Source organism: Ignisphaera sp. (genome assembly GCA_038831005.1).
Lineage (GTDB): Archaea > Thermoproteota > Thermoprotei_A > Sulfolobales > Ignisphaeraceae > Ignisphaera.
This window is the reverse complement of the sequence record JAWBKZ010000006.1, coordinates 21,880-48,327: the sequence shown is the minus strand read 5'-3', so window position 1 is coordinate 48,327 and position 26,448 is coordinate 21,880. Positions and strand designations below refer to the sequence as shown.

Annotated in this window: 30 protein-coding genes and 1 tRNA gene; 7 read left to right on the top strand and 24 right to left on the bottom strand. The window is 35.7% G+C overall.

Annotated features, from left to right (window positions below; translation table 11 throughout):
- Window positions 1-525 precede the first annotated feature (525 nt).
- The 12 genes from QXK50_07950 to spt4 form a co-directional block, all read right to left on the bottom strand.
- Window positions 526-604, bottom strand: a tRNA-Gly gene (locus QXK50_07950).
- A 50-nt stretch (window positions 605-654) separates the two neighbouring features.
- Window positions 655-1,914 carry a sugar phosphate nucleotidyltransferase gene (locus tag QXK50_07945; GenBank protein ID MEM2009080.1) on the bottom strand — a complete coding sequence of 420 codons (1,260 nt, stop codon included), beginning with the start codon at window positions 1,912-1,914 and terminating at the stop codon, window positions 655-657.
- Window positions 1,915-2,276: 362 nt separating this feature from the next.
- On the bottom strand, window positions 2,277-2,939 hold the full coding sequence (locus tag QXK50_07940) for a 30S ribosomal protein S3ae (protein MEM2009079.1): 663 nt from the start codon (window positions 2,937-2,939) through the stop codon (window positions 2,277-2,279).
- Window positions 2,940-3,000: 61 nt separating this feature from the next.
- Entirely contained in the window at window positions 3,001-3,267 is a 267-nt protein-coding gene (locus tag QXK50_07935) for a KEOPS complex subunit Pcc1 (protein MEM2009078.1), read from the bottom strand.
- On the bottom strand, window positions 3,264-4,418 hold the full coding sequence (locus QXK50_07930) for a hypothetical protein (protein MEM2009077.1): 1,155 nt from the start codon (window positions 4,416-4,418) through the stop codon (window positions 3,264-3,266). Before QXK50_07930 ends, QXK50_07935 begins: the two co-directional genes overlap by 4 nt.
- Before the next feature lie 28 nt (window positions 4,419-4,446).
- Window positions 4,447-4,959 (bottom strand): 30S ribosomal protein S15, encoded by a 513-nt coding sequence (locus tag QXK50_07925; GenBank protein MEM2009076.1) that lies wholly within the window; start codon window positions 4,957-4,959, stop codon window positions 4,447-4,449.
- Between the two features lie 32 nt (window positions 4,960-4,991).
- Complete coding sequence (locus tag QXK50_07920) at window positions 4,992-5,579, bottom strand: XTP/dITP diphosphatase (protein ID MEM2009075.1); 588 nt, start codon at window positions 5,577-5,579, stop codon at window positions 4,992-4,994.
- Window positions 5,576-6,337: a Kae1-associated kinase Bud32 gene (locus tag QXK50_07915; GenBank protein MEM2009074.1), complete on the bottom strand. Its 762-nt coding sequence runs from the start codon at window positions 6,335-6,337 to the stop codon at window positions 5,576-5,578. Before QXK50_07915 ends, QXK50_07920 begins: the two co-directional genes overlap by 4 nt.
- Window positions 6,328-7,329, bottom strand: coding sequence for a KEOPS complex N(6)-L-threonylcarbamoyladenine synthase Kae1 (gene kae1 / locus QXK50_07910; GenBank protein ID MEM2009073.1), 1,002 nt, complete (start codon window positions 7,327-7,329; stop codon window positions 6,328-6,330). The genes QXK50_07915 and kae1 overlap by 10 nt, the downstream gene beginning before the upstream one ends.
- Entirely contained in the window at window positions 7,326-7,517 is a 192-nt protein-coding gene (locus QXK50_07905; protein MEM2009072.1) for a 30S ribosomal protein S27ae, read from the bottom strand. Before QXK50_07905 ends, kae1 begins: the two co-directional genes overlap by 4 nt.
- 17 nt (window positions 7,518-7,534) lie before the next feature.
- Window positions 7,535-7,876, bottom strand: a complete 342-nt coding sequence (locus QXK50_07900; GenBank protein ID MEM2009071.1) for a 30S ribosomal protein S24e — start codon at window positions 7,874-7,876, stop codon at window positions 7,535-7,537.
- A gap of 38 nt (window positions 7,877-7,914) precedes the next feature.
- The gene (spt4, locus tag QXK50_07895) at window positions 7,915-8,124 is read right to left on the bottom strand and encodes a transcription elongation factor subunit Spt4 (GenBank protein ID MEM2009070.1); all 210 of its coding nucleotides are present in this window, start codon (window positions 8,122-8,124) and stop codon (window positions 7,915-7,917) included.
- A 78-nt stretch (window positions 8,125-8,202) separates the two neighbouring features.
- Between spt4 and QXK50_07890 the strand changes: the two genes are divergently transcribed.
- Window positions 8,203-8,955, top strand: coding sequence for a hypothetical protein (locus QXK50_07890; protein ID MEM2009069.1), 753 nt, complete (start codon window positions 8,203-8,205; stop codon window positions 8,953-8,955).
- Window positions 8,956-9,122: 167 nt separating this feature from the next.
- Here QXK50_07890 and QXK50_07885 read toward each other — a convergent pair whose 3' ends face one another.
- Window positions 9,123-9,368, bottom strand: a complete 246-nt coding sequence (locus tag QXK50_07885; protein MEM2009068.1) for a hypothetical protein — start codon at window positions 9,366-9,368, stop codon at window positions 9,123-9,125.
- A gap of 168 nt (window positions 9,369-9,536) precedes the next feature.
- Between QXK50_07885 and QXK50_07880 the strand changes: the two genes are divergently transcribed.
- Complete coding sequence (locus QXK50_07880) at window positions 9,537-9,956, top strand: DUF2286 domain-containing protein (GenBank protein MEM2009067.1); 420 nt, start codon at window positions 9,537-9,539, stop codon at window positions 9,954-9,956.
- Between the two features lie 24 nt (window positions 9,957-9,980).
- On the opposite strand, the gene QXK50_07875 is transcribed toward QXK50_07880, so the two are convergent.
- From QXK50_07875 to eno, 3 genes are all read right to left on the bottom strand, one after another.
- Window positions 9,981-10,286: a hypothetical protein gene (locus QXK50_07875; GenBank protein MEM2009066.1), complete on the bottom strand. Its 306-nt coding sequence runs from the start codon at window positions 10,284-10,286 to the stop codon at window positions 9,981-9,983.
- 57 nt (window positions 10,287-10,343) lie between these two features.
- Entirely contained in the window at window positions 10,344-11,501 is a 1,158-nt protein-coding gene (locus QXK50_07870) for a TGS domain-containing protein (GenBank protein ID MEM2009065.1), read from the bottom strand.
- 156 nt (window positions 11,502-11,657) lie between these two features.
- Window positions 11,658-12,947 carry a phosphopyruvate hydratase gene (gene eno, locus QXK50_07865; protein MEM2009064.1) on the bottom strand — a complete coding sequence of 430 codons (1,290 nt, stop codon included), beginning with the start codon at window positions 12,945-12,947 and terminating at the stop codon, window positions 11,658-11,660.
- Between the two features lie 83 nt (window positions 12,948-13,030).
- On the opposite strand from eno, the gene QXK50_07860 reads away from it, so the two are divergent.
- Together QXK50_07860 and QXK50_07855 are read left to right on the top strand one after the other, a co-directional pair.
- Window positions 13,031-13,360 (top strand): chromatin protein Cren7, encoded by a 330-nt coding sequence (locus QXK50_07860; protein ID MEM2009063.1) that lies wholly within the window; start codon window positions 13,031-13,033, stop codon window positions 13,358-13,360.
- A gap of 3 nt (window positions 13,361-13,363) precedes the next feature.
- Window positions 13,364-13,888 carry a signal peptidase I gene (locus tag QXK50_07855; protein ID MEM2009062.1) on the top strand — a complete coding sequence of 175 codons (525 nt, stop codon included), beginning with the start codon at window positions 13,364-13,366 and terminating at the stop codon, window positions 13,886-13,888.
- A gap of 3 nt (window positions 13,889-13,891) precedes the next feature.
- Here QXK50_07855 and QXK50_07850 read toward each other — a convergent pair whose 3' ends face one another.
- Window positions 13,892-15,910, bottom strand: coding sequence for a DNA topoisomerase I (locus QXK50_07850; GenBank protein MEM2009061.1), 2,019 nt, complete (start codon window positions 15,908-15,910; stop codon window positions 13,892-13,894).
- A 189-nt stretch (window positions 15,911-16,099) separates the two neighbouring features.
- Here QXK50_07850 and QXK50_07845 point away from each other — a divergent pair, with 189 nt between their 5' ends.
- Window positions 16,100-16,861 carry a hypothetical protein gene (locus QXK50_07845; protein MEM2009060.1) on the top strand — a complete coding sequence of 254 codons (762 nt, stop codon included), beginning with the start codon at window positions 16,100-16,102 and terminating at the stop codon, window positions 16,859-16,861.
- Between the two features lie 36 nt (window positions 16,862-16,897).
- Here the strand turns inward: QXK50_07845 and QXK50_07840 are convergent, their stop codons facing one another.
- The 7 genes from QXK50_07840 to QXK50_07810 form a co-directional block, all read right to left on the bottom strand.
- Complete coding sequence (locus QXK50_07840; GenBank protein ID MEM2009059.1) at window positions 16,898-18,103, bottom strand: hypothetical protein; 1,206 nt, start codon at window positions 18,101-18,103, stop codon at window positions 16,898-16,900.
- A 4-nt stretch (window positions 18,104-18,107) separates the two neighbouring features.
- Complete coding sequence (locus QXK50_07835; GenBank protein ID MEM2009058.1) at window positions 18,108-18,584, bottom strand: hypothetical protein; 477 nt, start codon at window positions 18,582-18,584, stop codon at window positions 18,108-18,110.
- A 231-nt stretch (window positions 18,585-18,815) separates the two neighbouring features.
- Window positions 18,816-19,946: a hypothetical protein gene (locus QXK50_07830; protein ID MEM2009057.1), complete on the bottom strand. Its 1,131-nt coding sequence runs from the start codon at window positions 19,944-19,946 to the stop codon at window positions 18,816-18,818.
- Between the two features lie 174 nt (window positions 19,947-20,120).
- On the bottom strand, window positions 20,121-21,275 hold the full coding sequence (locus QXK50_07825) for a PhoH family protein (protein MEM2009056.1): 1,155 nt from the start codon (window positions 21,273-21,275) through the stop codon (window positions 20,121-20,123).
- Between the two features lie 31 nt (window positions 21,276-21,306).
- Window positions 21,307-21,915 (bottom strand): hypothetical protein, encoded by a 609-nt coding sequence (locus QXK50_07820; protein MEM2009055.1) that lies wholly within the window; start codon window positions 21,913-21,915, stop codon window positions 21,307-21,309.
- 10 nt (window positions 21,916-21,925) lie between these two features.
- Entirely contained in the window at window positions 21,926-23,872 is a 1,947-nt protein-coding gene (gatE, locus tag QXK50_07815; GenBank protein MEM2009054.1) for a Glu-tRNA(Gln) amidotransferase subunit GatE, read from the bottom strand.
- Window positions 23,873-24,053: 181 nt separating this feature from the next.
- Window positions 24,054-24,251, bottom strand: a complete 198-nt coding sequence (locus tag QXK50_07810; GenBank protein MEM2009053.1) for a 30S ribosomal protein S30e — start codon at window positions 24,249-24,251, stop codon at window positions 24,054-24,056.
- 225 nt (window positions 24,252-24,476) lie between these two features.
- On the opposite strand from QXK50_07810, the gene QXK50_07805 reads away from it, so the two are divergent.
- Both QXK50_07805 and QXK50_07800 read left to right on the top strand, forming a co-directional pair.
- Window positions 24,477-25,688, top strand: a complete 1,212-nt coding sequence (locus QXK50_07805; protein ID MEM2009052.1) for a C/D box methylation guide ribonucleoprotein complex aNOP56 subunit — start codon at window positions 24,477-24,479, stop codon at window positions 25,686-25,688.
- A 50-nt stretch (window positions 25,689-25,738) separates the two neighbouring features.
- The gene (locus QXK50_07800) at window positions 25,739-26,446 is read left to right on the top strand and encodes a fibrillarin-like rRNA/tRNA 2'-O-methyltransferase (GenBank protein MEM2009051.1); all 708 of its coding nucleotides are present in this window, start codon (window positions 25,739-25,741) and stop codon (window positions 26,444-26,446) included.
- The last annotated feature ends 2 nt before the right edge of the window (window positions 26,447-26,448 follow it).

The window sequence follows — 26,448 nt, the reverse complement described above, 5'->3', positions numbered from 1 at the left end:
CAACCATATACATTCTTTCACATCTACTGCTGAAAGACTTCATAAACTACATACATATTTCATTATCAGTAATATTAGGAATTATACCTCTATAAAGCTAAGTCTACGTTGTAGCGATAGATCAGCACAATTATAGACTTCCTTGAGAATAGAATGTTTATCCTGAAGATACGTAGAGATAAAGAGATTAAGCTAAAGCTAATGACGTCTATTGAGAAGATTAACATAACCTATATGCTCTATATTCGAAAATTAGTAGACAATAGGCTTTCTGACAAATGTCTTCCTCTCATCATTCTTTATACCAGCTCTAAAAACTACTCTAGCATAGACATATATACCTTTATGTTTTAACGTACTATATATCCAGATGTAGTAGTTATATTGGTGTCGGCTTCTCCTTATTGATAGAACTAGTTTAAGCCATATAGACTCCGATATATTGTGAACACAAGTATATGGTCTATAGACATTGTATTCGATGTATCTTCAGACGCTATTTAAATGAGTTGAGAACTAATTATTTGGTGCGGCGGCCGGGATTTGAACCCGGGATCTCCGGCTTGGCAGGCCGGCGTCCTAGACCAGGCTAGACGACCGCCGCCATAAGGATAACTCATTTTGTCTAACTAAATAAGCTATCATGGTTTTAAGCTATATCCAGTCTCTATCTACGATTGCGTTTGGAGGAATATCTCTATATACTGTTACGCCTGGATATATTATTGAGTATGAGCCTATCTTTACTCCCGGCATTATTGATACGTTTACGCCTGTTCTTACGTATCCCCCTATTATTGCACCCATTTTCCTTCTACCTGTATCTATTCTTATTCCATCGATAGATACCTTAACTGTTTTTTCGTCAAATCTTAGGTTTGCAATTAGTGTTCCTGCTCCAAGATTCACGTTTTCTCCTATAATGCTATCACCTATGTATGTTAGATGAGCTGCATGTGATTTCTCAAGTACTATACTTTCTTTTACCTCTACAGAGAATCCTATATGGCTTCCTCTTTCTATTGAAGTATATGGTCTTAGATAGCTATTAGGTCCTATCACAGTATCTTTGCCTATGTATACGGGTCCCTCTATATAGGTAGATCCTTTAACAACTGCTCCCTCGTCTACTACTACAGCTCCTTTAATAGTTACACTATGATCTATCTCGCCCTTAATAACTCTTGATCTGATGTCTGAAAGCTCAAGTTTAACAGACTTCAAGAAATCCCATGGATATCCTATGTCTTGCCACCATTCACTCTCAATTTTAATAAACTTGAACGTATACCCTTTTTCATTAGCTATAGATATTAGGTCTGTTAATTCATATTCTCTCCTAGGAGATAATCCTATCTCTTCTACAAGCTTAAGAACACTACCCTTAACAACATATATACCTGCATTAATTAAACCTCTACCACCTTCAGAAGGTTTCTCAATCACACCTAATACTCTATCACCATCAACTATAAGCTTACCATATCGAGAAATATCACCGACTTCCACGCCTACGATATAGTTATCTTTACGTCTAACAACATCAATAAGACTCGGAAGAAGCTTTGTATGCTGAATGTATATATCTCCATAACTTATGACAGCATCGTCTTCATATTTCCTTAAAACGACCTTAACTGCATGACCTGTACCAAGTTCCTCCTTCTGATCAACAAAATCCACTTCTACACCAATATCATTAGCTATATCCTTAACAACCTCCACAACCTTTTCTCTAAAATGAGATACTACAACAACTACCTTATCAATACCTAGTTTCTTCAATAAATCAATATGCCTATATATAACTGGTTGTCCAAGAATGGGAAGGAGAATCTTGGGACGTGTTTCTGTCAGTGGACATAATCTCTTACCCTTCCCAGCAGCCAATACAATACCTATCAAAACCTTCACCCAATATTAACAATCCATACAACCTCCTATTAAATTCTGAAAACAATAGCTTATATGAAAAGTTTAAAAACATATTCTCCCTAGCAAGGATCTATCACTTCAATTGATCTAGGATACGTTATTTTACCTAAATCGTGTGACTTGCGGATATAGGTAGAATTCAAACTGTAATCATACACACCTTTACAATTACCTTAGATATCCATCATTATGCTGAAGGATAACTCTAAACAGTTACTAATTGTATCAATGTATTGGGAAACATATGTTCTAGATGACTAATACCATAACTAACAAAGAAAGAATGCAGTAAAATAATTTATTCTCATCTTAACTTTATCTAAGCGTGATGGTAGATCCTTTTAAAGAAATGCTGCTTCTAAAACATTTGGTTTAGGAATTATGACGGCCTTCCTTGGACCTTCGGCTGTAGCTACTGCTAAAAGCTTGGATTTAACGAATTCAACCTTTCTTACTGGATATATCTTCTTAACCTCATTGAATATTGCTTGAGCAAAATCTCCAAAAATCATACCGTTTATAAATTCATCAAAAGTTTTTTCAGATGCTATCTTTGTTACAAGCTCCATCATTATTTTCCTTATACTATGTTTTTGACTGGCGTTACATCTATATGTAGTCCATGTTGCAACAGTAGGCCTAATTATATACCCATCCTTGGTTGTAACATTAAATATTGCCACAATTTTGCTACTTTTTCTCCTTGTCAAACTTCTGACATAGTCCCTAGCAAGTTCATGTCCTTTAAATATCGTATAGGCCTCTTCTTTCTCTAGATCAACTTTATATATCTGCAGATATAGATGAACATGTACCTGTGTTATATCTCCAGTTAAGTCATATAGAGTTATCTCGATAACTCGTCCAAGTAGTTTCCAGGGCTCATCACTAGGTGTTGAAGTAACTGGTAGAGAGCCAAATACTTGTGGCGATATAACCGTATACCATTTCTTAAGCCTCCATCTCTCTCTACCAGTCAATCTAAACTTCATTGTACTGGACATACTGTACTACCTTTTACAGTCCTACCACAATTTGAGTATAGCTTAAAAGCCTTTCTTAGCATCATTTACTTTGGCTGTACTCTGATAGCATTTTTACTGTTTTTATTGATATTGATACATGTTCCAGTATATCGTCTACGGTATTTCTAAAGGTTAACAATTTAGAGCCCAAAAACCCTGTTCGTACTACTAAGGTATCTTTAATACACTCCATCTGTATAGATACTCCATATGGGGCAGAATAGTTATCAGGTTCTATAGCTGACAATACGCTCAGGCATTTCTCGTTACTGCCTGTATGTATATTGATTTCTACATACATATTCATTTAAATACATCTCCCAATGCTTGTAGAGAACTAAATACAGCATAGCTTTTCTCTATATTTAGCTCTTTATCGTAAGGCCATCTAGATGCAACAAACGGTAAAGGTAATAGGAATTCTTTGCCATTGGTGAAGACAGTGACATCTTCTACTAATCCTAAAGCTCTCAGAATCCTATACGAGGTATAGAGTGGGGGAGTGATGGACGATGAAGAAATATCTATCAAACTAAGTTTAACACCTTTAACTATCATTTTCTTAATATTACCATCTATAGATATATCGATAATCTCCCTTAGGCTTTCTGAAACATAATCATAAGCCCCCTTGATTATATCTAGAATTCTGTTATCTATACATAGATAAAGTAGGGGGTCCGAGCCCACTAAATCGAAGTAATTGTACAACATGTATACTGCTTCATAAATATCATCAACTACATCTGTCTCCTTTAGAATAATCCTGGGACCTATGATAGAGACTCCTGATTTATTGTATTGAGCTAGTATATTATTTAATGCATTCACAAGTTTTGTTTTAGCTTCTTCAGTTGAAAGAGATCCTCCTATACTCTCCAACAGCTTTTTGCTACCTTCGTAGTTCAGCGATATTCCTGCTATATATGGATCTATTGTCTTTGTAAGTGCTTCAACTACATCTCTTTTTGGATATCCAAACAATCTTATAGTGTCTATGAGGGTATAGAGATTCTTATCTACTGCTTCTTCTACGATATTCTTATGTAAATCAATTAGATTCTCGTCGTATACTGTACCTCTACTTATGGACAACATTGCTACTAGAGATAAGAGTTCGATGTACCTAGGTAGAATGAGTGATTTCTTAAATTCTTTTAACATATATAATGTAGTTGAAGCCATTATCTTAGGATCTTTGCCCAGAATATCATCGATTTGATAAACCTTTAATCCAGATACAGGTGTTTTTTGGAAAACCTTTACAAGTACTACCAGAGCTTCGGAATCATATGGCTTTGATGCTGCATAGAACGGCGCTAGATATATTTCTATTTCCTCATCTTTAGCGATCCGTAACAACATAGATGAGGTTATTATGGAGTCAAGATCTATAGAATAAATTACGTATATACGTTTAAAGCTCTTTATATGCTGTATAAGACTTAGAGATGACATTGCCTTATCCTAAGCTTGATTACCAATCCTAAGCTCCTTGAGTAGCTGATTGAGATTCTTGCAACGCTTGCACACCTAGACCCATATATTGAGATACCCATATCTCTGCTTTTTCTGGAGAATACTCAAAATCTTGCGGCAACTTTCCAACACTCTTGTAATACTTTATCATAGATTTTATCTTCGATTCCGTTTCTATTAATCCACGCAAACTAACAGTATCTTTAGGATGTTCAGATATATGTCTCCTAAGATTTACTGCTTTAGCCATAAGTCTCAATAGATCTTCAGGTATCGGATATTTAACACCAAATTTCTCTAGAAGTTTTGTCAACTTCATACCTGTTACACTTTTTGTCAACGGTATACCATACTGATCCCTCAGTATAGCACCTATCATAGATGGTGTATAGCCCATTCTAGCTAATTCTGCTGCAAGCGCCCCTATTTCTTCTATGCTATATCTAACCCATTTTGGGGGCCCTACTCTAACAGGCCTTATAGAGTGTGATTGACCTTTATCCCTCTTTTTACCGGCCATAGATTAACAACCCTATACCAATAACCATTTATTTAGAGTACTATGTATTTAAGCTTATCTATATTCATATTTATCCACATCCCCAACGATCTAAAAGCCTTTCCTCTATGCGAATACATGTTCTTCTCATGTATATCCATTTCGGCAAAAGTTTTACCTTCACCTTCTTTTGGCACAAATATAGGGTCATAGCCAAACCCTTTTGAACCTCTAATCTCAAGAGCTATGTATCCTTCTACAACACCTTTAAAGGTTAGAACCATATCTTCTCTTAAAGCTAAAGCAACAACAGCTTCAAATACCGCTTTACGATTGTTTTCACCTTGTAGAAGTTTTAATATCCCTTTTAACCCTATGGTTTTATAGACATAACTGCTGTAAGGACCCGGGAAACCGTTTAGAGCATCTATAAACAGTCCAGAATCCTCCACAATAATGGGTTTCCTTACCTGCTTGTATACATGTATAGCTGAGTATCTAGCTATATCTTCTAAAGATGTACTCTGAATCTCTATTTTTTCAGTATCTATACGTTCTAGAGAAACTCCATAGCTATTTAGTATTTCCTTAGCTTCATTAAACTTACCCATGTTGTTTGTAACAAAGTATAGCTTAATCATTGTGATTTCCATATACTCTTTATCTTTCTTTCAGCTACATATCTACCCATCTTCCTTATATTATTGACTGTCTCTAGAACTTTTTTTGTATAGTTTCCCCTGATCTGTCTATATCCCTCGATAAAACATTTTTTTGCCAGATCTTCGAAATTGTGGTGAGTACTTTCTATTGATCGAAAGAATATATGTACATCAATAGCCTGATCCTCCAATCTGCTAGTGAAATTTGTTAATCCAAAATCTATTATATAAACATCTTTACTGCCTTTCTCGATCAATATATTACTTGTCGTTATATCTCCATGAGCTATAGAGTTCTCATGCAATTTTGCTACGCATATCCCTATCTTTCTACATATCTCACATACATTCTCGATAGAGAAACTATCCATTGTGTCTCGCAGTGAAACCCCATCTATGAAGCTCATTATGAGCAGTCCAGTATCATCATCTATATAGAGCGGTATAGGCACCTTAATACCGATGACTATAGACTTGAATAATGCTTTAGCTTCTGTAGAAGTTCTAATCCTTCTAAACTCGGTATCGAGATGCTGAGGCATATATGGTTTGGGAAATCTCCACTTTATAATTACATCGATATCGAGGAATACTGCTTTAGCTATAACAGCTTCAGCACCCATAGCTATTATCTTCACATCCTTAAGCATATCCTTAATTTCTTCACCATTTGGTAGAAACAGAAGTACACGTTCATCTAAAAGACTTGATAAAGCTTTCTTCAAATCTATCTCCAAATAATATCAACCTCATCGACTCTCCATCTCTGGTTGACTATAGCCTTTTGTGGCTCTACAATTATACCGGATTTGTATTCTAATAGTCCTGTCCAAGCAATCATGACACCATTATCTACAGCATACTGAGGAGGTACAATCCCCAGGTTTGCTCCATATATATGTGCTAATGCTTCAAACTTATTTCTCAAAATAGGGCTTGCGGCAACTCCGCCTACAATCATGATCTCTTTCTTCTTTGTATGCATAAGAGCCCTTGCAGATACTTCGATAATACTGTTGTAGGCTATCTCTCTAACAGTTAAACATAGATCGTTTATATCTACACCACGTTTATAGGCTTTAAGAGCAGCAGTATATAAACCTGAAAAAGATACATCCTGTCCTCTCACAACATATGGTAGTTCTTCAATTATATTTTTACCTTTCTCAGCACATACATCAATAACATGAAGTCCATTAACTATATATGGTGGCGCTAATCCTATATCGCGAGCCAGCGAATCTAGAAGATTTCCTAAAGCAATATCTATTGTTTCCCCGAAAACTCTATACCTTTTCTCTACAAGAGCTACTATAGCTGTATTCCCACCAGAGAGATACACAATAACTGGGTCTTTTAAACCCGTGGTCTTCAGCCCTATCTCTATATGAGCAACAGCATGATTTACAGGAACAAGTGCTTTACCTAGATATACAGCTAATGCTCTAGCTATTGTTGCTCCAACTCTAAGACATGGTCCTAATCCCGGCCCTAATGCAACCGCTATAGCGTCTATAGATCTTGGATTTATATCTACTTTAGCTAGTGCTTTTTCAATAGCTTTCGGACCATTTTCAGCAAAATATCTTGATGCTTCTCTAGGATGTATACCTCCTTCTTTTGGTATATACCTAATTCTTTCATCTGCAAGAACAAAATCCACATCCTTATCTGTTACAATCCCTATACCAAAAGTATGTGCTGTAGATTCTATCCCTAGTACAATCACTTCGCTTTTTCCTCAACAAATAATGTGTAGTTGCATTTGCCACAATGCCAACGAACTCTACCGACTTTATGGAGTGCCATTACTGAGCCACAACGTGGACAGAGCCTATTCTTCAACTTTATCTCTCCTATATTATAGTCATACTCATAGAGGCTTGATCTGTATGTCGATTTTGTGTCCTTAGACATCTAGAACCACCGATACTCTATATCTGTACATTATTTCTCCTCAATATATGCTTTAGTTCAACTCTCTTCATATAGTCTGTATCACTATATACATGTATATGAGCTATTGATGTGCCTAAACCATATCTGCTCTCTATGTTTTTAACAATAACATTTTCTTCGGGTACGTTATACAGGTTGGCTATAACATTTTTTAGCAAACTTTTTGATGGAGTTCCACTAAATACGTGATCTATGTACAGATCTAGCTCTATCCTTTTCAATAATCTATTTACATTTTCATTCGTTATCATTATCGATGTTTTTTCGTCTAATTTAACTGTTTTACCCTTCTTACCCAATTTTTTCTCTAGATCCATCAATACACACCTATCGTTATGTAGACCTTAGAGATAAGTTATGCACCAACTTTTAAAGCGTATCTACCAGGTGTTTTTATGTTTAAGATCTTCGCTACTTCAGATTTCTGAGGATCTACTACGATAACTATGCCACTCCACTCATGTGTGAATTCATTTGATCCACATATAGGGCATATCTCTTCATCAGGTTTAACAAGAGCTTTACATCTTAAACAAGCTTTGAACGTCTTGACACCCCTACTCATACTGCACACCTGCTGTAAACTATTCAGTTTATTTAGTTCAAAAACTTTTACTGTATAGCAAATATTGAGGTTAAAAATATGTGGTTAAACGAAAACTGCAGAGTAATTATTTTCTTGAATTGGATAAATGAATATCTTGGCGGATATATTCTCGAATACTTAAAGAAGATATTCACGTTTTCACACAGAGCTCGGACATACATAGTTGTAGAGCCCAGTACCATACCAATAAAAGTAGGTAACGTAAAGAGATCAATAACTATTGAACCTCTATCGGCTGTGATCTGCAATACCAAGAAAGAAAACTTCATAGATTTTGGATATAGTATTGCCGAACCTATATGGTTAGAAACAGTAGAGGTATTTCCTTACTCTCGTAATGATCTATGTGGAACAGCTAAGACCATCGGTCTTGATGCCGTTATTAAAAGAGATGACAGAATTGGTATACCCTACCTATGTATAGATAGTAGTTACATCAATAGAGAAACTGCAACTAAAATAATTAATGGTGGTTTTATTGAGCTAGAGAATAAGCCTATTACTAATTCAAGATGCAGGTTAGAAATTAAAATTACTAATGACTGGACATCATTGTTTATGAGATCTGTTTTGAATAGATATATAAATGAATTCGGAAAGTGTAGATACTGCACCATAGACCTAGATAAATCACTATATCCCTACTGCAGGACTTTAGTATCAATTGATAAAGAACCCATAGTAGTTAAAATTGGAAAAGGATACATATTCTCTACAGATATCGAAAATACCATTTCATTAATAGTCTATACTCTTCTCATACTTACAACCTTTACAAAACTTAGTTAAAGATACCATGAACAATAGTGTCAGAATCAGGCCCTTCATCACATGCTCAGCGCTTTTAACCAACATCATCTCTTGAATATATCTACTATACTTACACTATAGAACAAATATTTTTAACTCTATTAACAGGATAGAATCATAATATATTAAAAACAAACACTATACCTCTATATAAGTATTGCAATAGTTATCAACGCTAAACCTAAGAGCAACACAAAGACTCCGAGATATTTAACCCTCATATTCAGAAACGCTTTACCCACTTTAACAAGCCCCACAACTAAATAATACACTATCACTATAACTATGAGTATTATACCCATCCATGCTAGTGTATGTGCTGTACCTGTAGTCATTCCACTTAATTTATTAGCTATAGAGCTGAATATTTGAACAACTTCCTCAAAGCCCATCACTGTTCACCACTATTATCTACACCTTTCTGTTTATTAAAAATGTGTAGCTAATCAAAGCATTCATAATACTTTCCTCTAACAAAACTTATATACAGCTTATTATTATTCATCTATATAAAGTCTCAGGAAAAACAAGATTCACGATTATCTTGAAGGTAGGTGGCTTTGAAGATACTCATAATACGCTCAGAAGATGGTGAAGTAAAGGAACAACGGATAATTGAAGGAACATTAGATAAATCTCTCAAAGATACCGTAATTAAAGCACTTGAGTTATGGAATCCTCAGAAGTCTGACCTCGTTGTCGTTAAACATAAACATGAAGTAAATGTGAATTTACCGATAACAAAAGAACAATACGAGCTCTACTCACAATTCAATCTTAAGAGATTTGGAGATAGAGCTGTATTCGAGCTTCCTATATACATTATTAGTTTTGAAAACGAATGGGTTGAAGATCAGATTAGAGACTCTAAGGTTTTTGTAGTTGCTCCATACGTTGATGAAGCTACATCTAGTAAGGTTCTCGAACTTGCTAAAAACATTACATCTGAAGAAGCTGAAGAAGAAATTGAAGAAGAATGATGTTTTGTATATACTTAATCTACTCTATAGACCTAGTTTTTCTTTGACCTCTTTTAACGCTTTTTCGTAATCTAGCTCTAAGGTTTTTTCATTTATTGGGAACTTCGTTAGTGCAGGTTTTATCTCGCCATCAACTACAACAAATAGTTGAGGGAGCCAGGACATTCCAAATTCATCTTTTTCTCCATATGTACTTACAAATACATAATCTTCCTCACGTATCTCTAGATCTATTTTAAGCTCTTTTGATAGTTCTTCGGCTAATTTTTTAAAATGTTTATGTTGAGGCATATGGGTGGCTGTTACAAGTATGAGCTTTTCTATAGCCATACATCTCACAACCAGAGTATGGCATATACCAGGTTATAAACTGATTTGCTTTCAAAATCACTTCTTTGTATTGATTTCAACAATATCTCTATCTTCTAGAACATGATCTGCGCCAACTCTTTGTCCTGGATATTTTGCTGAAGCTCCCCATATGCGTGCATAAGCAAATTTTTCATAGAGCTCTTTGTGTATAATTTTAGCTACATCTAGAACCGTTGTACCTTTCTTCACCACAAGTGGTTTTTCTGATGGTTTACCTAGAGGTGGTTTAGTGTATATTCTTATCAGATCTAGTACCTTGAATATAGTGGACCCTATATTTTCGAGACCAATTCTGTATGATGCTGATACTGCAAGCACGGGTATATCGCTTGGTAAGATAGGTCTAAGTATTTCTATGCTTTTTAGAGATTTATCTAAATCTACCTTATTTACAACAACTATTGTTGGTTTATATATGGTGGTTTCGTATATGGATCTCTCAACATCATCGATACCGATTTCCCCGTATACCTTTACAACAGCATGATATATTCTATAGCTATTTAGAAGTTTTGATATATCTTCTTCAGTACACAGGAGTTTACCGTAATTTATGATCCTTATACCTCCCCCATATCTGCGTTCAACATGTACGTATCCTTTAGGTTTTTCTATATACAGTCCGTGCTCTTCGAGAAAGTTTTTAATAAGGAGAAAATCATCAACAATATCCCGTGTTGCATCCAACATCAATACTATTCCATCACTATTCTTTGCCAAACCCACAACCTTTGTGTTCCACCCACCTCCTTCAGGTATTATTGCTGGTGATTCAACTAATTGAAACTGTATATCTTCGTAACGCAGCATGCCCACCGCTGGAAACTTTGTTGTATATGGTACATCCGATATTTGAACATTTGCATTTGTGAGCACCTTTAGGAAAGAACTCTTACCAACTTTCGTCATCCCTATGATAACTACTTGAGCTGCACCCTCCTTTTCAACAAAAAACGATATACCACCACCTGATTTCTTCTTTTTTCTCTCATCTATTTCTTCCCTTAGTTCAGCCATTCTTCGCCTTGCCCATCTAACAAGGTTTTCAGTTCCTTTGTGTTTAGGAACTGATGAAAGAAACTCCTCTAATGCTCTTAATTTCTCCTCAGGTGTTTTAGCATCCATATATTTAGCGAATTTAGCCTTTGCTTCAGCGGGCAGATTGGTAACCACTTTCTTTACCCTAACTCTATAAGTGCTTGTATTTACTAACTCAAAAGTTTATTTTATTTCAGAATATTTTGTATAAATTTGGCTCTTCTTATCTAGATGATGATGCTGAGGCGCTACTGAAAATATGATGTTTGAACCCGTGACTGACTAAACTGTTTATCTTAAAACGTATTTTCCTGCATAAACTGCTTCGGAACCGAGAATCTTTTCTATTCTTAATAACTCATTATATTTAACTGTTCTTTCTCCTCTTGCAGGTGCACCTGTTTTTATGAATGGTCCTCCAACGGCTGTAGCTATATGGGCTATTGATGTGTCTTCACTTTCCCCACTTCTATGACTAATTATCGTTACTATACTATTTTGTTTAGACATCTCAATAAACTCTAGAGTTTCTGATAATGTTCCCACTTGATTAGGCTTAACTATTACACCACTTACCGCATCTCTCTTTATGGCTTCTGATAGCCTATTGACATTTGTAACCGTTAAATCGTCTCCTACGATTATGGTCTTGCCTTTGAGAGCTCTACGTAAATCGGCATATCCTTCGAAATCATCTTCATTAAATGGATCTTCTATGCTAAGTAATGCATACTCATCTGTAAGCTTCTTCCAATACTCTATGAGCTTATCCCTTGATAATTCTTGACCATCAATCCTGTATACATCTTTATTCTCAACATAGAATTGTGAAGCTGCTGCATCAAGCGATATCCTAATTTGATTTTCTATATCATATCCACAATTCCTTATAGATTTAGCTAGAGCAGATATGGCCTCGCTAACAAGCTTCATAGGTGGTGCAAATCCCCCTTCATCACCTACATTAGTGGCAGAAGCACCGTATTGTGATTTAAGGAATGATTTCAATTCCTTATATATTTCTACTGCCGCCCTGAGTGCCTCTGAAAATCTATCAAATCCTATAGGAACTATCATAAACTCCTGTACAGCGAGCTCATTACCTGCATGTGCTCCACCATTTATTATGTTCAGCATAGGTACGGGAAGAACTCTAGCTCTTGTTCCTCCAAGATACTGGAATAACGGTAGTTTAGCAGTATCAGCCGCAGCTTTTGCTACAGCTAAACTTGTTGCTATCATAGCGTTACCACCAATTTTCTCTTTATTCTGAGTCCCGTCAAGCTCTATGAGTACTCTGTCTATTTCAAACTGTTTTCTAGAATCCATACCCTGTATAGCTGAAGCAATATAATTCACAACATTGCCTATAGCCCTGAGAACTCCTCTGCCTTTATATCTATTCGCATCTCCATCCCTTATCTCAACAGCTTCAAACTTACCTCTTGACGCGCCAGCAGGAGCTATAGCTCTACCTATACCGCCACCAATTGTTTCAATATACACCTCAACTGTAGGGTCTCCTCTAGAATCAATAACCTGAAGGGCATCTACATATTTTATCAAATAGAGGTTTACCATAATGTACACCAAAATATTTAATTATGTATTAATGCTAAAACTTTAAATATTTAAATTTGTCATAAATGTTGGGTGTAACAATTATGACTAAAGGAGGAAAGGGTGGTAAGGACTCGCGGGGAAACATATGCCCCAAATGTGGTACAACTGTAGAGCCATCTAAAACATGGCAATTAGTTTCACCTTTACCTGATAGTCAAGGTAGAATAACGATAACCGTTATGGGTAGTTATGAGTGTCCTACATGTGGATACAGATGGAGGGGTGTTGTAACTAAAATGAAAGTTGGAGAAGATGTTGAGATAGAAGGCGCTAAAAAGAGTGTTAAATTATCTAAGGAGAGCTCAAAATCTAGTAGACCTGCCCCCGTTATAGAGCTGGATCTTGAAGAACTAGAGAGTGAGGAAGAATAGTAAATGATGCTTAAAAAAATTGTAGACATAGTTGTAAATGTTTTTCTGATAGCAGTCATACTGTTTCTGATTTATGCCAACGTGATGTACTACATTTATGATCAAGTGGTTTTAGCTGTCGTGAAAGGCATAAGTATGTATCCTCTTCTACGTGAGAACGATATAGTTATAATAGTACCTTCTAAAGACATAAGTTTAGGCGATGTAATAGTGTTTAAAAATGATAGAAATGAATTCGTGATACATCGCACTATAGCCATAGCTACATGTAGTGATGGAGATATAGTTTATATAACTAAGGGAGATAATAATATATATGTGGATAGCCATATCTTAAGCGGTGTTGCATATATAACTAGTAGAGAATGCCATATAGATGATATAAAGATTTTGAAGGGATACGAATCACATGTTAAATCGGTTACGCAAGGAAATGTAATTAGAGGAATACCTATAGATAGAGTAGCTGGTAAAGCACTTTCTATCTCAACAATGGTTGTGAAAATAACAGGTCTTACGCCCCTTTAGATATTAGATGCTCTTTTCGAGTACGTACCTACATACTTCTTTAACATATGCCCCACTAGAGTTTAGCCTACATATCCTTTCTAGATATTCTCGCCATCCATACCTAAACTTTTGCCAATCTTTATACCTCTCTTTAATTCTTGTTAAAGCTTCATAATGAAATAGACATAGATTTTCTTTATAAGTACTTCTTCTACATATATGACAAGCATTCTCTAAGCTTTTATCCGTCTTGACATAAACCTTAATTACTTCAACTATATCAGAAATGTAAGTCTTTATATTCCTCAGATAGCTGTCAATAACAGTTCTAGCCCTCTCTTCAATATCTCTACAGCGCATTTTCCCTGTTTTAATGTTATCAAGCATTTTCTCAAAATCTCTAGTTAGATCTACGCTTACAAGATCCTTAACATACTCCTTAAGAATGTGTACTAATGCTACAGCTAGATCCGATACCTCTACTCCTTTAGATCTAGAGTATACATAACCACGCTTAAATAGTGTTTCAACTATTTCTGCTCTAGTGGCTTCTGTACCTATTTCAATACTTTCCATCCATTTTAGTATTTCGATCCTTGTAGGCGATTTTAAGGGACGTGAATACCTTATGTTTAAGCGTAAATCTTCTATAGGTATGCTTATTTCCTCCTTCAAAAGATTATAAGGAACTATTTTTTCATTAATTTCAATAAATGGATAGTAAAGACTCCAACCTTTTTCAACAATCTTAGCTCCACGCAAAACGTATTGACGACCATGAACATCAAAATATATATTTGTGTACTGAACCTTCATAGGGTTTGCAAAAGTCGCCAAATACCTCCTAACTATAAGATCGTATAGCTTAAGATGAAGTTTACTAAGTTTAGTTAAATCTCCTTCTCCTGTGGGATATATGGCTGGATGAGCTGGATCATCTTTAGGACCATTATTGGGGTTAAGTATTCCTCTACATTCAGTAAGCAGTTTTGTTACAAGAGGTTTGTATATAGGAATTAGGGATAGCTTCTCTAGTATACTTCTGTTATTTAATGATTGGGGAAGTTTTTGGCTATTTGTTCTAGGATAACTTATCAAAGCCTCTAGATATAGATCTTCAGCTATTTTTTGTGTAAGATAGGGTGAGACTTTTAGTATCCTATGTGTTTCACTCTGTAGATCAGGTAAATTGAATGGATGTGGTGAAGGAATATCAACATTTTTAACGGATATGTTTTTTACGTATGCTCGTGGATTATCTTTAACTTTATTGAGATACCTCTGTGCTTCTTCATATGAATTGAATGGCTCATCTAGAGATTCTAGGGCATACACATTACCACCAATAGCTATTTTTATAGATGGATAAGCTAGAGGTACGGGTACATGGAGTCTCTTCTTAAGCACAATATCGACGATATGTGCTAGAGTAGGTGTCTGTACCCTTCCTGCACTCAAAACTCTTCTAGACCCAAATGCATGGATATATATATCCATTAGAGCACGTGATATATTTATCCCCCATAGCCAATCTAGTACATGCCTACAGTAACCAGCTTCAATCATATTGTAATCTAGACTTGAAAGATTTTCAAAAGCTCTAACTATATCTGAAGCTGTAAGACTCGAAAATTTTGCTCTAAAGGCTCTTCTTTCGTCTCCAAGATTCTTTATAACCATGTATCCTATCAGCGATCCTTCAACATCGTAATCACAAGCATTTATGTAGAACTTTGCGTATCTAGACAGTTTAGCTATAACATCTAGAAACTTTTTTGTACGTTTAGCTTTTTCATCAATGAAATATCGTGGAACCCATTTATAGGTATACACAGGATACCCTTTCGAACTAGTAGATAGTGTATACATATGGCCAGCTACAGGAGCTATAATATAGTATTCATGATTTCTGTACGTTATCCATACAGGTACACCATCTACGGGAATTTTTGATGATTTGCCAAGCGCGTGTGCTATTTTTTCTGCTGCTCTTGGTTTCTCGGCTATGACGAGTATGTAGCTCGAGGGCAATTTCAACATGTTTACTCCAAACCCATATTAGATTTAAGCAGAATCTAAAAACATCTAACGCATTATGCTGTGATTATTGTGATTATATGCATTTCCATCCTACTACTATAACTATGTCTATAGTGTAGTTGATCGTTAAGCATGCGTAAAACTATTTATTAGTTGTTTTACAGCAAATCTAATTAGATAGGTGATAGCTTGAGCACGATACAGTTAACCATAGAGCCTAAGGTATTATTCTTGTATCCAAGTGCGAGAGATTATATAGCGGTTTTAAAGACTGTTGCAGAACTTGTCGATGAAACGGCGATACAGGTGAATCCTGAAGGAGTGCATATAAGGGCTCTAGATCCAAGCAGAATAGCTATGCTGATTATCGATTTACCTCCTGAGACATTCCATGAATTCAAGGTAGATGATAGTATATCTATAGGTTTAGCTGTATCGAATCTAGCAAAGATACTCAAAAACTTGAAAAAAAGCGATAAGATAATTGTAACAGCTAATGAAGAATACGTAGAGATAGTTATTGAGGGAACAAATCCGAGAAGATACAAGTTTAGAAATATAGGTGTGTTAGCAGAAGAGGTACCGGAACTTAAACCGGTATACGATGTAGAGGCATCGATTTTGACATCACCGCTTAAGACAACTATTACTGAGTTATCGGATATAGCTTCAACAATAGGTATATCATCTGATAGCGAATCTCTAACGTTCTTTGACTACGATACAAGGAGAAGTATATATAGATTGACCACAGATTCAGGGAACATTATAAGTCTAAAGGTAAATAAGAGTGCTACAGTTTCATATGATAGCGAATACCTAGCTAAGGTAATAGATATACTCAGTCTAAGTAACATTGTGGATTTAAAGTATGGTTCAGAAGCACCTCTAAACATATCACTAGAATTCGCCGGAGGAAAAATCATGTATTATTTAGCTGCAAAAGCTTAGTTGATGAGATGGTATGCAATATAGTATAAATCATATCTACTGCTTCGTTTTACTTATCTCGTTCTTTCTTGAACTGAAACTCGACAATTTTCTTACATAGATAAGAGGGTTCTTAATATTGCATTCAGCTTTACACATTCCCAAGGTCTTCATGGTATCACAACTGTACACAAGGTACTTCTTCTTAGATCCTTTAAGCCCAGCTAAATGCTCTATCTGATACCGGGTAATCCTCTCGTTAAAATCTGGACTATAGCTAAACAACCTCACTATTGTATCTATGTTTATACCCATGTTTATTAAGAATGTGGCTAATGCAAAACGTTGGTGATGCGATAGATTTTCTCCTTTGGTAATATCTTCAATAAGTTTTCGTATACATGGAGGAAAGAGAGTTTGAGCTACAGAGACGAGCTCATCAATATTATGGATCTCCAGAGAAGTGATACTTGTGGACGTTAATACATCTGCTTCGTTGACACTTCTTCTATTTCTATCCACTTTTGTAGTAATCGAGTTTAGAAACTCATTAACAACTGAGCCCAGATCTGTGTGTATGGTTTTTATCGAATTGAGTAGATTTTCTCTGAAGTCATCTAGATTAATGCATGTGGATCTTAGTTCTCTAAGTCTAGAGCTTGCTACATTATATATGCCTTCCGAAATCAGCCTCAAGACTTTTTCTCTATCATCTATATAGATATAACCTTTGTGTATAGGGAATGCAGATAACTTCCATGAAGATTCTGTTAACAGTTTCTGTGCAACATTTAGATAGATATGTACAGGTATACGATATTTGTAACATATACTCGTTATTGTATTGCTATGTGATACAATATAAAGTATCTCTTTAAAGCATGTTTCACGATATTCTATATTTAGTCCTAATACACTTGAGCGAAGAATGATGTTCTCATCGTCTAGAGCTTCGAGAACTTTTCGTTTATAGGTTTTTGAGAATTGTAGAGAAAATCTACCTATATAAGGATCTCCTAAGATTATGGCTATGGCGGCCAACAAGAGGTACACAGGATCAGAAGCTACTGTGATAAAGTTCTTATCAGCATCATGACCTTCTACATCACCTTGAAAGACAGAATGAAGAATTTTGTCATAATCTGCGTATCTCTTCATTAAAGCATCAAATTCGAATTGTGAGTAATGAGTAGGATCTGTAATGATGTTAACCAAGTTTTCACATGATTTAACCTTCAGTATAACGTTTAGTACTTTATCCATATTATCACTCAGCTACTAGGTTACTTAGCACGATTCTTTTATCGAGGTTCGAACATAGAGTGCTACTCTCAAGAGCTGACACAAAGTATCTATACACATTCTGTAGACTATATCTGTTATCTACATAAACACAAGCTTTTTCCCTATCTTCAGACCTCAAGACTTTCACAACCATAAATGGATTTAGTGGAGGATCAGGCAATTCATCAAGTGGTTTCTCTTTACCGATGTATGTCCAAACAAGCCTACCTTCACTATACATTATCTTGTACCAATATCTACCATAGTAATGATACACTTTTGAACCATTTTTGTGTTTCTTAACAGCTATATGTACAGGTTTCAAGTAAATACCGTAGCGTTTTGCTATATTGTTATAGCTATATAGTTCAACTCTATATAAATCAATCAATTTCTTAAGCATATCATCAATACATTCTGTGCTTACACAGAAAAGCACTATTTCTTCATTCTTTTTCATTAGTATCCCATACTTAGATATAGTTTTTGAACAAATATATTCTGTGACCCTACTACCACATTATAATACGTGAATAAATCCTCGAGGAGAACACCATGATTAAGGTTTCATATACATTGTACCACTATAATATGTGGACAAATAATTACTTACATAAGTAACAAACATGATGCATCACTATAATTCCAGTTTTAATATTATCTAAGCCCCTAGGTCAAAACATAGTATACGTCACAGTATTTGTGCTCTTTTGTCAATACTTTCTATAACTGAACGAGCTTTCCTTATATGTTTATCACCAATTGTAAGTATAAGCCCTTGATCAACAACAAGTTCACCTCCTATCACAACTGTGTCGACAGTATAATTCGTTGATGTAATTTCTCTAGCGATATTGTATTCAGTTATAGGTATAGGTCCTGTAGGTGGTTTAGAGAAATCCAGTACTATTATATCCGCTGGTTTCCCATTCTCTATAATATCTGTTCCTATGCCTAAGTTTGATGGATTATATTGACATAAAGTACTTATTATTTCTAGTGGTTTTTCAATAACTCTACCCATAGTGATTATAAAGGACTTGGGATTGAGCTGTAGAGGATCTAATGAAATTAACCCTTTTTCGGGATGCCATAGATTGGGGTCTAGGTAAACAATTTTCTGTATAGGTATATACTCTATGCTTAAGGATTTACGAATAATTAGAGTGCAATCTTTCATTACATTACTGTTTCTCTCTATAGTCTCTATAACATCCTGATCTATATAGAGTCTAGCATTAAATGTTTTAGCAACATATATTATATTCTTATCAGATTTAACATCAATATAGAGTCCAAAGGTTATTATGTTTTTGTTTATAGCTTCTTGATCATGTACATTCTTTAGAGCCGACTTAATGATTTCTTCAACAGAATTTGCATCGATATTGTTTATAGGGATAAGTATTCGAACTCTTATCCAACATTCAGATGCCGCTCGTACAATTGCTGAAAGTATTTTTTGATCAATAATATCTACACGTGTGACAATGGATGTGACACCATTTAAAGCAAAGGAAGCAAGATTCGTTGCTACCAGAGCCTCTATATCATTTGAGCTTAATGTGCTTATAATGTTGTCTATAGAGCCCTTTTCGAATCTAAATACATATCTAAGTATATCGCCCATACCTATTGCAAATCCAGGCATAGCGACGGAATACCGCCCATCTATAACGTAATCAGCAAATTCTAGTTCAGGTGGAGGATTCCCTGTTCCTACGGATGTTATAACTCCTTTATCTATGTATACAAATCCTTTTTCAATAAATTGCTTATTTGGTAAAGAATAGATAGAAGCATTCTCTATCAGTATTCTCATTATGTCACCCAAGATTATGAAATGAGAGGTATTTCACATCATAAGATCTACATTAGAATTAACTTATTCATAAGCTTACTTAATTGTATTTCATCTGCTGCTTCACAATGATACCCACATTATGTACTGATTATGAATATCTTAATCCTTGATTTTCGACAAGATTCCCTAGATTTACTTACTCCTTCTCTCTCTTTTCTCTCTTTTCCTTTCTATAGCTATAACCTTTACTCCAACTCCTAATAACTTCTTAAATACTGTGTCTAAGAACCTTACATAAGCTCCTTTTTGTCCAACAGCAGCTCCGATAACATCTTCATATACATTTATCTGAAGATTGGGTCCAGCAAAATCTACTTCCTCTATATGTTTCCATATCCATGATGTAGGATGAAGAGATCGAACCATCTCTTTGAAATCTAGATTTAATTCAGCGCCTCTTAATTTTTTGTCTAGCTCTTTTTCAGCGACGTTTATTCTTTCACCACCTCTTCCTACAAGTCTTCCCATATGGCCTTGTTTAACTATTATGAGTACATCAGGAACGTGTTCTTGAGTAATTTCGTATGTTTTCTTAGGTTCAGACAAATCGACAACGGTAATGATATCTGCATCTGGTGCTTTAGCTTTAACTACATCATATATTCGTTTCTCTTCATCTGTTAACTTTCTGGATCTAAGTTTGTATTCTACAAGGAATCTAAGTCCTCGTTTTGCACCTTCTCTAACTATATCTTTTATACCTAAATCTACGACATACGATTTTTCTTCGCTTAGTAGAACCTCTCTGATGAGAGCTGAGGGGTCTTCTCCTACTTCTTTAAGTGCTTGGAAAACGGGATCTCCAGCTACTATAAGTCTACTGTTTTTACCGACCCTGACTATAGCTTCGATAATGCTCTCGGGTTTCATAAGCTGAATATCATCTAGAAATACTACAGAGTTATCAAATGAACGTCCCCTCAAATATCTGGGATCCGCTAATACGATCTTACCATCATTGATTAAAGCCTCTATTTTACTCCATTCGATAAATGAACCTAATATATCTCTGATGTAGTTTTTCATAGCCTCTGCAAAAGCCTGAGGCATTTTGGCTATCACTATTTCTTCGCCAGTTATAATGTCAACAACAGGTCTTATGATTATGAATCTGATATACTTATTGTTTAATAAACAGTGAACGCCGTAGGCTAAACTAAATAGTGATTTACCTGTTCCTGTAGGTCCAAAGAATCCCAGTACTTCGTAATTTTTATCATTTAAAGCATTGAACATCTCTTCCTGACCAGAGGTCAATGGTTTTATTATGCTCCATATATCTTCCATCACAATCACCTAGCTATATATTACATCTTTGCTATATGTCAGTTTCTTTGATCACCTTAAATAGTTTTTCTAATCTTTTCTTACCTTCAATAAGTACTTCGTTAGCTACTTTTACGATTCTAGCAAGATCGCTAACAAGCAATTCGCTTCCTTCTTTAAGCAAAAACGAAGTCCATGTACCGCTAACAGCCTCTATCACTATTCCTGATCCTCCTAGAGAAATTATACCACTATGCTTGAATCCTGCTCCATGTACAATCTTTAAAAGTAGCGAAGCTGACTGTAGATCTAATACTACGAAATGTAGTATTGGTCCACTAGCCACCAACCAGAATCTGTACTTAGGGATATGACTATAAATGATCTGTTCTATATCATCAACGGTAATCGGTTCATGTTTTTTGTATATCACATAAGATTCTTCCCTAAGCCAAGGATAAGAAGCATCAATTACAGTTATTCTACCGCTACACGAACTAGTTGTATATATCTTCTTCTTTGTAAAGACAAGTTTAATAAAGTCTATTACATCGCGATCAGCATACCCTATTTCTATATCCTCTAAGAACCTTCTGTAAACTTCATCCCTTTGTTTAATCCATTCGTTAAAAGAAATACTGCAAGAAACATGCTGTGACATCAAGGTCGCTTCATCCATGAGTTAAGAGTTTATCCAGCTCTTCTTTAACAATTGATGCAACAGTTTTACCATCTACGCGTCCTCTAAGTTCGTTCATAACCTTTCCCATGATGTACTGAAATGCCTTCACTCCTTTGTTTTTAACTTCCTCAAGATTCTCGTATATCTTAGCCCTAACTATGTTTCTAATGTCATCTTCGGTAATACGTAAAGAGTGTACGAAATTAGTAAGGGTTTCTAAATCTATACTAGGTTCTTTAGCAATCTTAACTATGAGCTGTTTTATTGTATCTTTATCTTTAATATTATACGATTCTATGACTCTCATAAGCATGTGAAACTCCGTAGTTCCTATTTTTTGTACGTCTACGCCCTCTTTCCTTAATTCACCAACTAGTGTTGTAAATATTGTGGCTACAAGCTTTGGTTCAATATGATAGTGTTTAACAGTGTCTTCAAATAGGTTCAAATAATCACTATGAAGTAGCTGGTTAGCTAACTCCATGCTAAGACCATACATTTCTACCATTTGCTTTAATTTAACATCAATTGGTGGTGGAATTAATTTTTCAGCTTCCTTAAGCATCGATTCATCGATACGTATAGGAGGAACGTCTGTTTCAGGATACATTCTGGCAGAACCAGGCTGAGGTCTAAGGTACCTAGTGGTACCGTCTTCATTTGCCCCACGAGTCTCTTTAGGAATACCGTGGAGTGCCTGATAAGCTCTATCTCTAACAACTTCAAGTGCTCTTACAACTCTACCAGGTTCATCAATTACTAAAACGAATGCATCATATTCGTGAGCCTCTAGTAGCTTGAATATCTTGTTTACAACATCTTCATTTATTCCATATCCAGGTAGCTCATCACTATGTATTATACCTTTTACTCCAGCCCACTGTCTAGCATAATCAGCAAGTTCTGTTCCAAATCTTCTACCTGTTTGTAGCTCTACGCCTAGAAGTCCACCAAAATATGGAAGCTTAATGGCATACACCTTGTAGCCTTTCTTCAATCCCTCTTGTATAAGTCTACTGTTACACATCTTCAGATATTCCGTTATATCAATAGGCTTTTGAGATAGAATCTCTTCACCTTTAGCACCTCTTTTGCCGAGTTCTTCTTTTATCATAAGTAAACCTACAAGCCGCCTTGTTTCTTCTTGTATGACCTTAGGTATGAGTTCAAGCTTCTGTACACCTTTGATCTCTATCTTTGAAGACCCTTTTATTGAGAGATTCAGATCCTGTCTTATTGTGCCTATACCTCTTTTAACCTTACCCGAAAGTCTGAGTAGAAGACCTATCTTTTCAGCTACATGCTTTGCTTGCTGAGGAGACCTTATATCAGGTGCTGTTGATATTTCGATCAAGGGTATACCCAGTCTATCAAGAGCATAACTAACAGAAGAAGAATCTTCAGATACCTTTCTTGCAGCATCCTCTTCTAGAGCTATACTCTGAATATGAACTAGACCTTCTTCATCCTCTATGTAACCACCAAGAGCTATGATAGCTGTTCTTTGAAAACCTGTGGTATTTGAACCATCTACAACTATTTTCCTCATGACGTGTATTTCATCAACAACCATAGAGTTCAAAGACTTGGCTACAGCTATTGCTATAAGCAATGCTTCTCTATTTAGTGGATGGGGAGGTTCTTCATCCAATTCCACGAGACATGTTGTAGATGTGGGAGCCAAATACATGTATCTCCGTTTCCGCTGAGTTTCAAAAGAGGCTGCAGCATCTATTTCACCTAGCTCACTTCTTGTGGCCCTGAGATATCTAACTACTTGGTCAGCCACATTTAATTCGTTTTCATCAGCTAACAGAGTACCACAATTGCAAAAAAGTTTTGAATTGGTATCTAACTGTTGATGTATTTCTAATCCTACCTTAAGTTCAACACTACTATAATTTATATCATCAGGTATCTTAATACTTGATCTCAAAGTCCGATCGCCACCCAGTACCTTTAGCTCTGTATTCTGGTCAATAATCTTCTAGATTAATGACATAACATTAACGTAATTTAAGGCTTAAAGACTGTTACCCATGGAGAACTACAATTTACAGTCCATCAATACTTTATGCGGACCACAAATAGTATCTATATGGATCAAGAGATATACATCAACCGGATGTCTTTCTGGGAACAGATGATGGTGGAACAACTGTTGGTACAGGTAAACCTTGGAGCTTCCGCTGTCTAATCCAATACTCACGTCTGTTTCTAATTCTAGGTACAAGATTTCTCTTAGGTTTCGCAGATATCTTTGGTGTTTGACTTCTTACTTTACCTGCCTTAGTTAGTGAACCATGGGAAGGCATATCTACGCGCCCCTCACTACGTACAACTTTGTACCTTTTTAAGCTTATTACCCAAATACATTCTTCATTAGCGATATCTGTTTCCTGTTTGCTAGAAACACCAATACGAGTATCGTAAATGTTTTTAGTGATGAACCTCAATTATATCGTTAGATATATCGACTATTGCAAAGTATAGTTTATATATTTCTTATTGCATTGTACTAGCAGGTCTGGTGATACATGATGACTAAAAAGTTGTACCTAGCTGACACATGTATAGGAGTATTTGCCGTAGACGAGAACGGCAATATTGTAGAGAAAGTAATGTATCCAAAAGATATAGGCAAGGTAGTTGAAGAACTTGTAGCAGTTTCAGAAGGTAAAATGAACAACGCATTTTCACAAATTATAGAGAGTATTAGGTCTAGAGAAGATTTGGGCGATATTACATTAATTGTTGAAGATCCAGATATAGCTAGAGAAATTATACAAAAGGGATTAAAATGTGATGTAGCTATAGCACCAGAGGCTATAATCAACATAAGGAAAAACGTATCTAAGCTATCTGTAGAGCTAGGTCTGTTTCCAGACGATAAAGTATTCAAAGAGTATCTACATGAGGTTTCACTTGAATTAACTAGAAGAAAGCTTAGACGATATGCACAGAAAAGAGACCTCCTTGCTGTACAAGCAATAAGGGCTATAGACGATATAGATAAGACACTAAACCTTTTTGCAGTTAGATTAAGAGAATGGTATAGCGTTCATTTTCCAGAACTCGACGACATCTCGAGAGAACATGAAGAATATGTAAAGATAGCAGCTGAAATAGGTTTTAGAGAGCAAATGGAAGTGAATAAACTAATAAAGCTTGGCATATCTGAGGGAAAAGCTAAAAGAATTGTAGAAGCTGCACAAAAAAGTATAGGCGCAGAACTTTCAGAAATTGATATGAATATAATTAAGGTCTTTGCAAACATATGGTTAGAGTTATACGAACTACGTGAAAGATTAACTGAATACATAAGCCAGGTAATGAAGGAAGTAGCACCAAATGTAACAGCTCTTGTAGGACCATTACTAGGTGCAAGACTGTTAAGTCTTGTCGGTAGTCTTGAAGAATTAGCGAGAGTGCCAGCAAGTACTGTACAAGTTCTTGGAGCTGAAAAAGCTCTGTTTAGAGCTCTTAGAACTGGAGGTAAGCCACCAAAACATGGGGTAATATTTCAATATCCCGAAATTAGAAAAGCACCCAAATGGCAAAGAGGTAAGATATCTAGAGCTCTTGCAACAAAACTTTCGATAGCTGCTAGGATAGACTTCTTTACCGGTAGATACATCGGAGATGAGCTCAGGTCTAAACTATATGAAAGAATTGATGAAATAAAACAACTATATCCAAAACCACCTAAGAAAGAAAGTAAACCCCCTACAGAAAGAAGGAAAAGAAGATAATTAAATAAGCTTATTAATTGTTATAAGATATAGCGGTAGGGTATTCATATATGTCTGAAGTTGTGAATCTATATGAGCATGAAAGATTCAAGGATGTTTATATAGTTGAACTTGATGATGGAACTAGCAGACTTGCAACAAAGAATTTAGTACCAGGTAAACGTGTATACAGTGAACATCTCTATAGATGGAAAGATGAGGAATATAGAGAGTGGAACACCTACAGAAGCAAACTTGCTGCAGCAATAGTCAAAGGACTTAAGGAGATGCCTGTAAGAAAAGGTCAAAAGATACTGTATCTAGGTGCAGGTTCAGGTACAACCCCCAGCCATATTTCGGATATTGTTGGTTATGAGGGAGCGGTTTATGCAGTAGAATTTGCTCCAAGAGTTATGAGGGAACTCATAGTTGTTGCCGAAGATAGGAAAAACATTATACCGATTTTGGAGGATGCTCGAATGTCCAGAAGATATAGATATCTAATCGGAGGAGTTGATGGACTCTACGCTGATGTAGCACAACCAGAACAAGCCTCAATAGTTGCAGATAATGCCAATATGTTTCTGGTTGATGAGGGCTGGTTGTTGTTAGCGATTAAAGCTCGAAGTATTGATGTCACAGCTGAACCAAGTGAAATTTACAGAAAAGAAATAGAAACGCTAAGGAGTAGAGGATTTGAGATAATGGATGTAGTACATCTAGAACCTTTCGATAAAGATCATGCGATGGTCTACGCGATATACCATAGGAAAAGGTAACA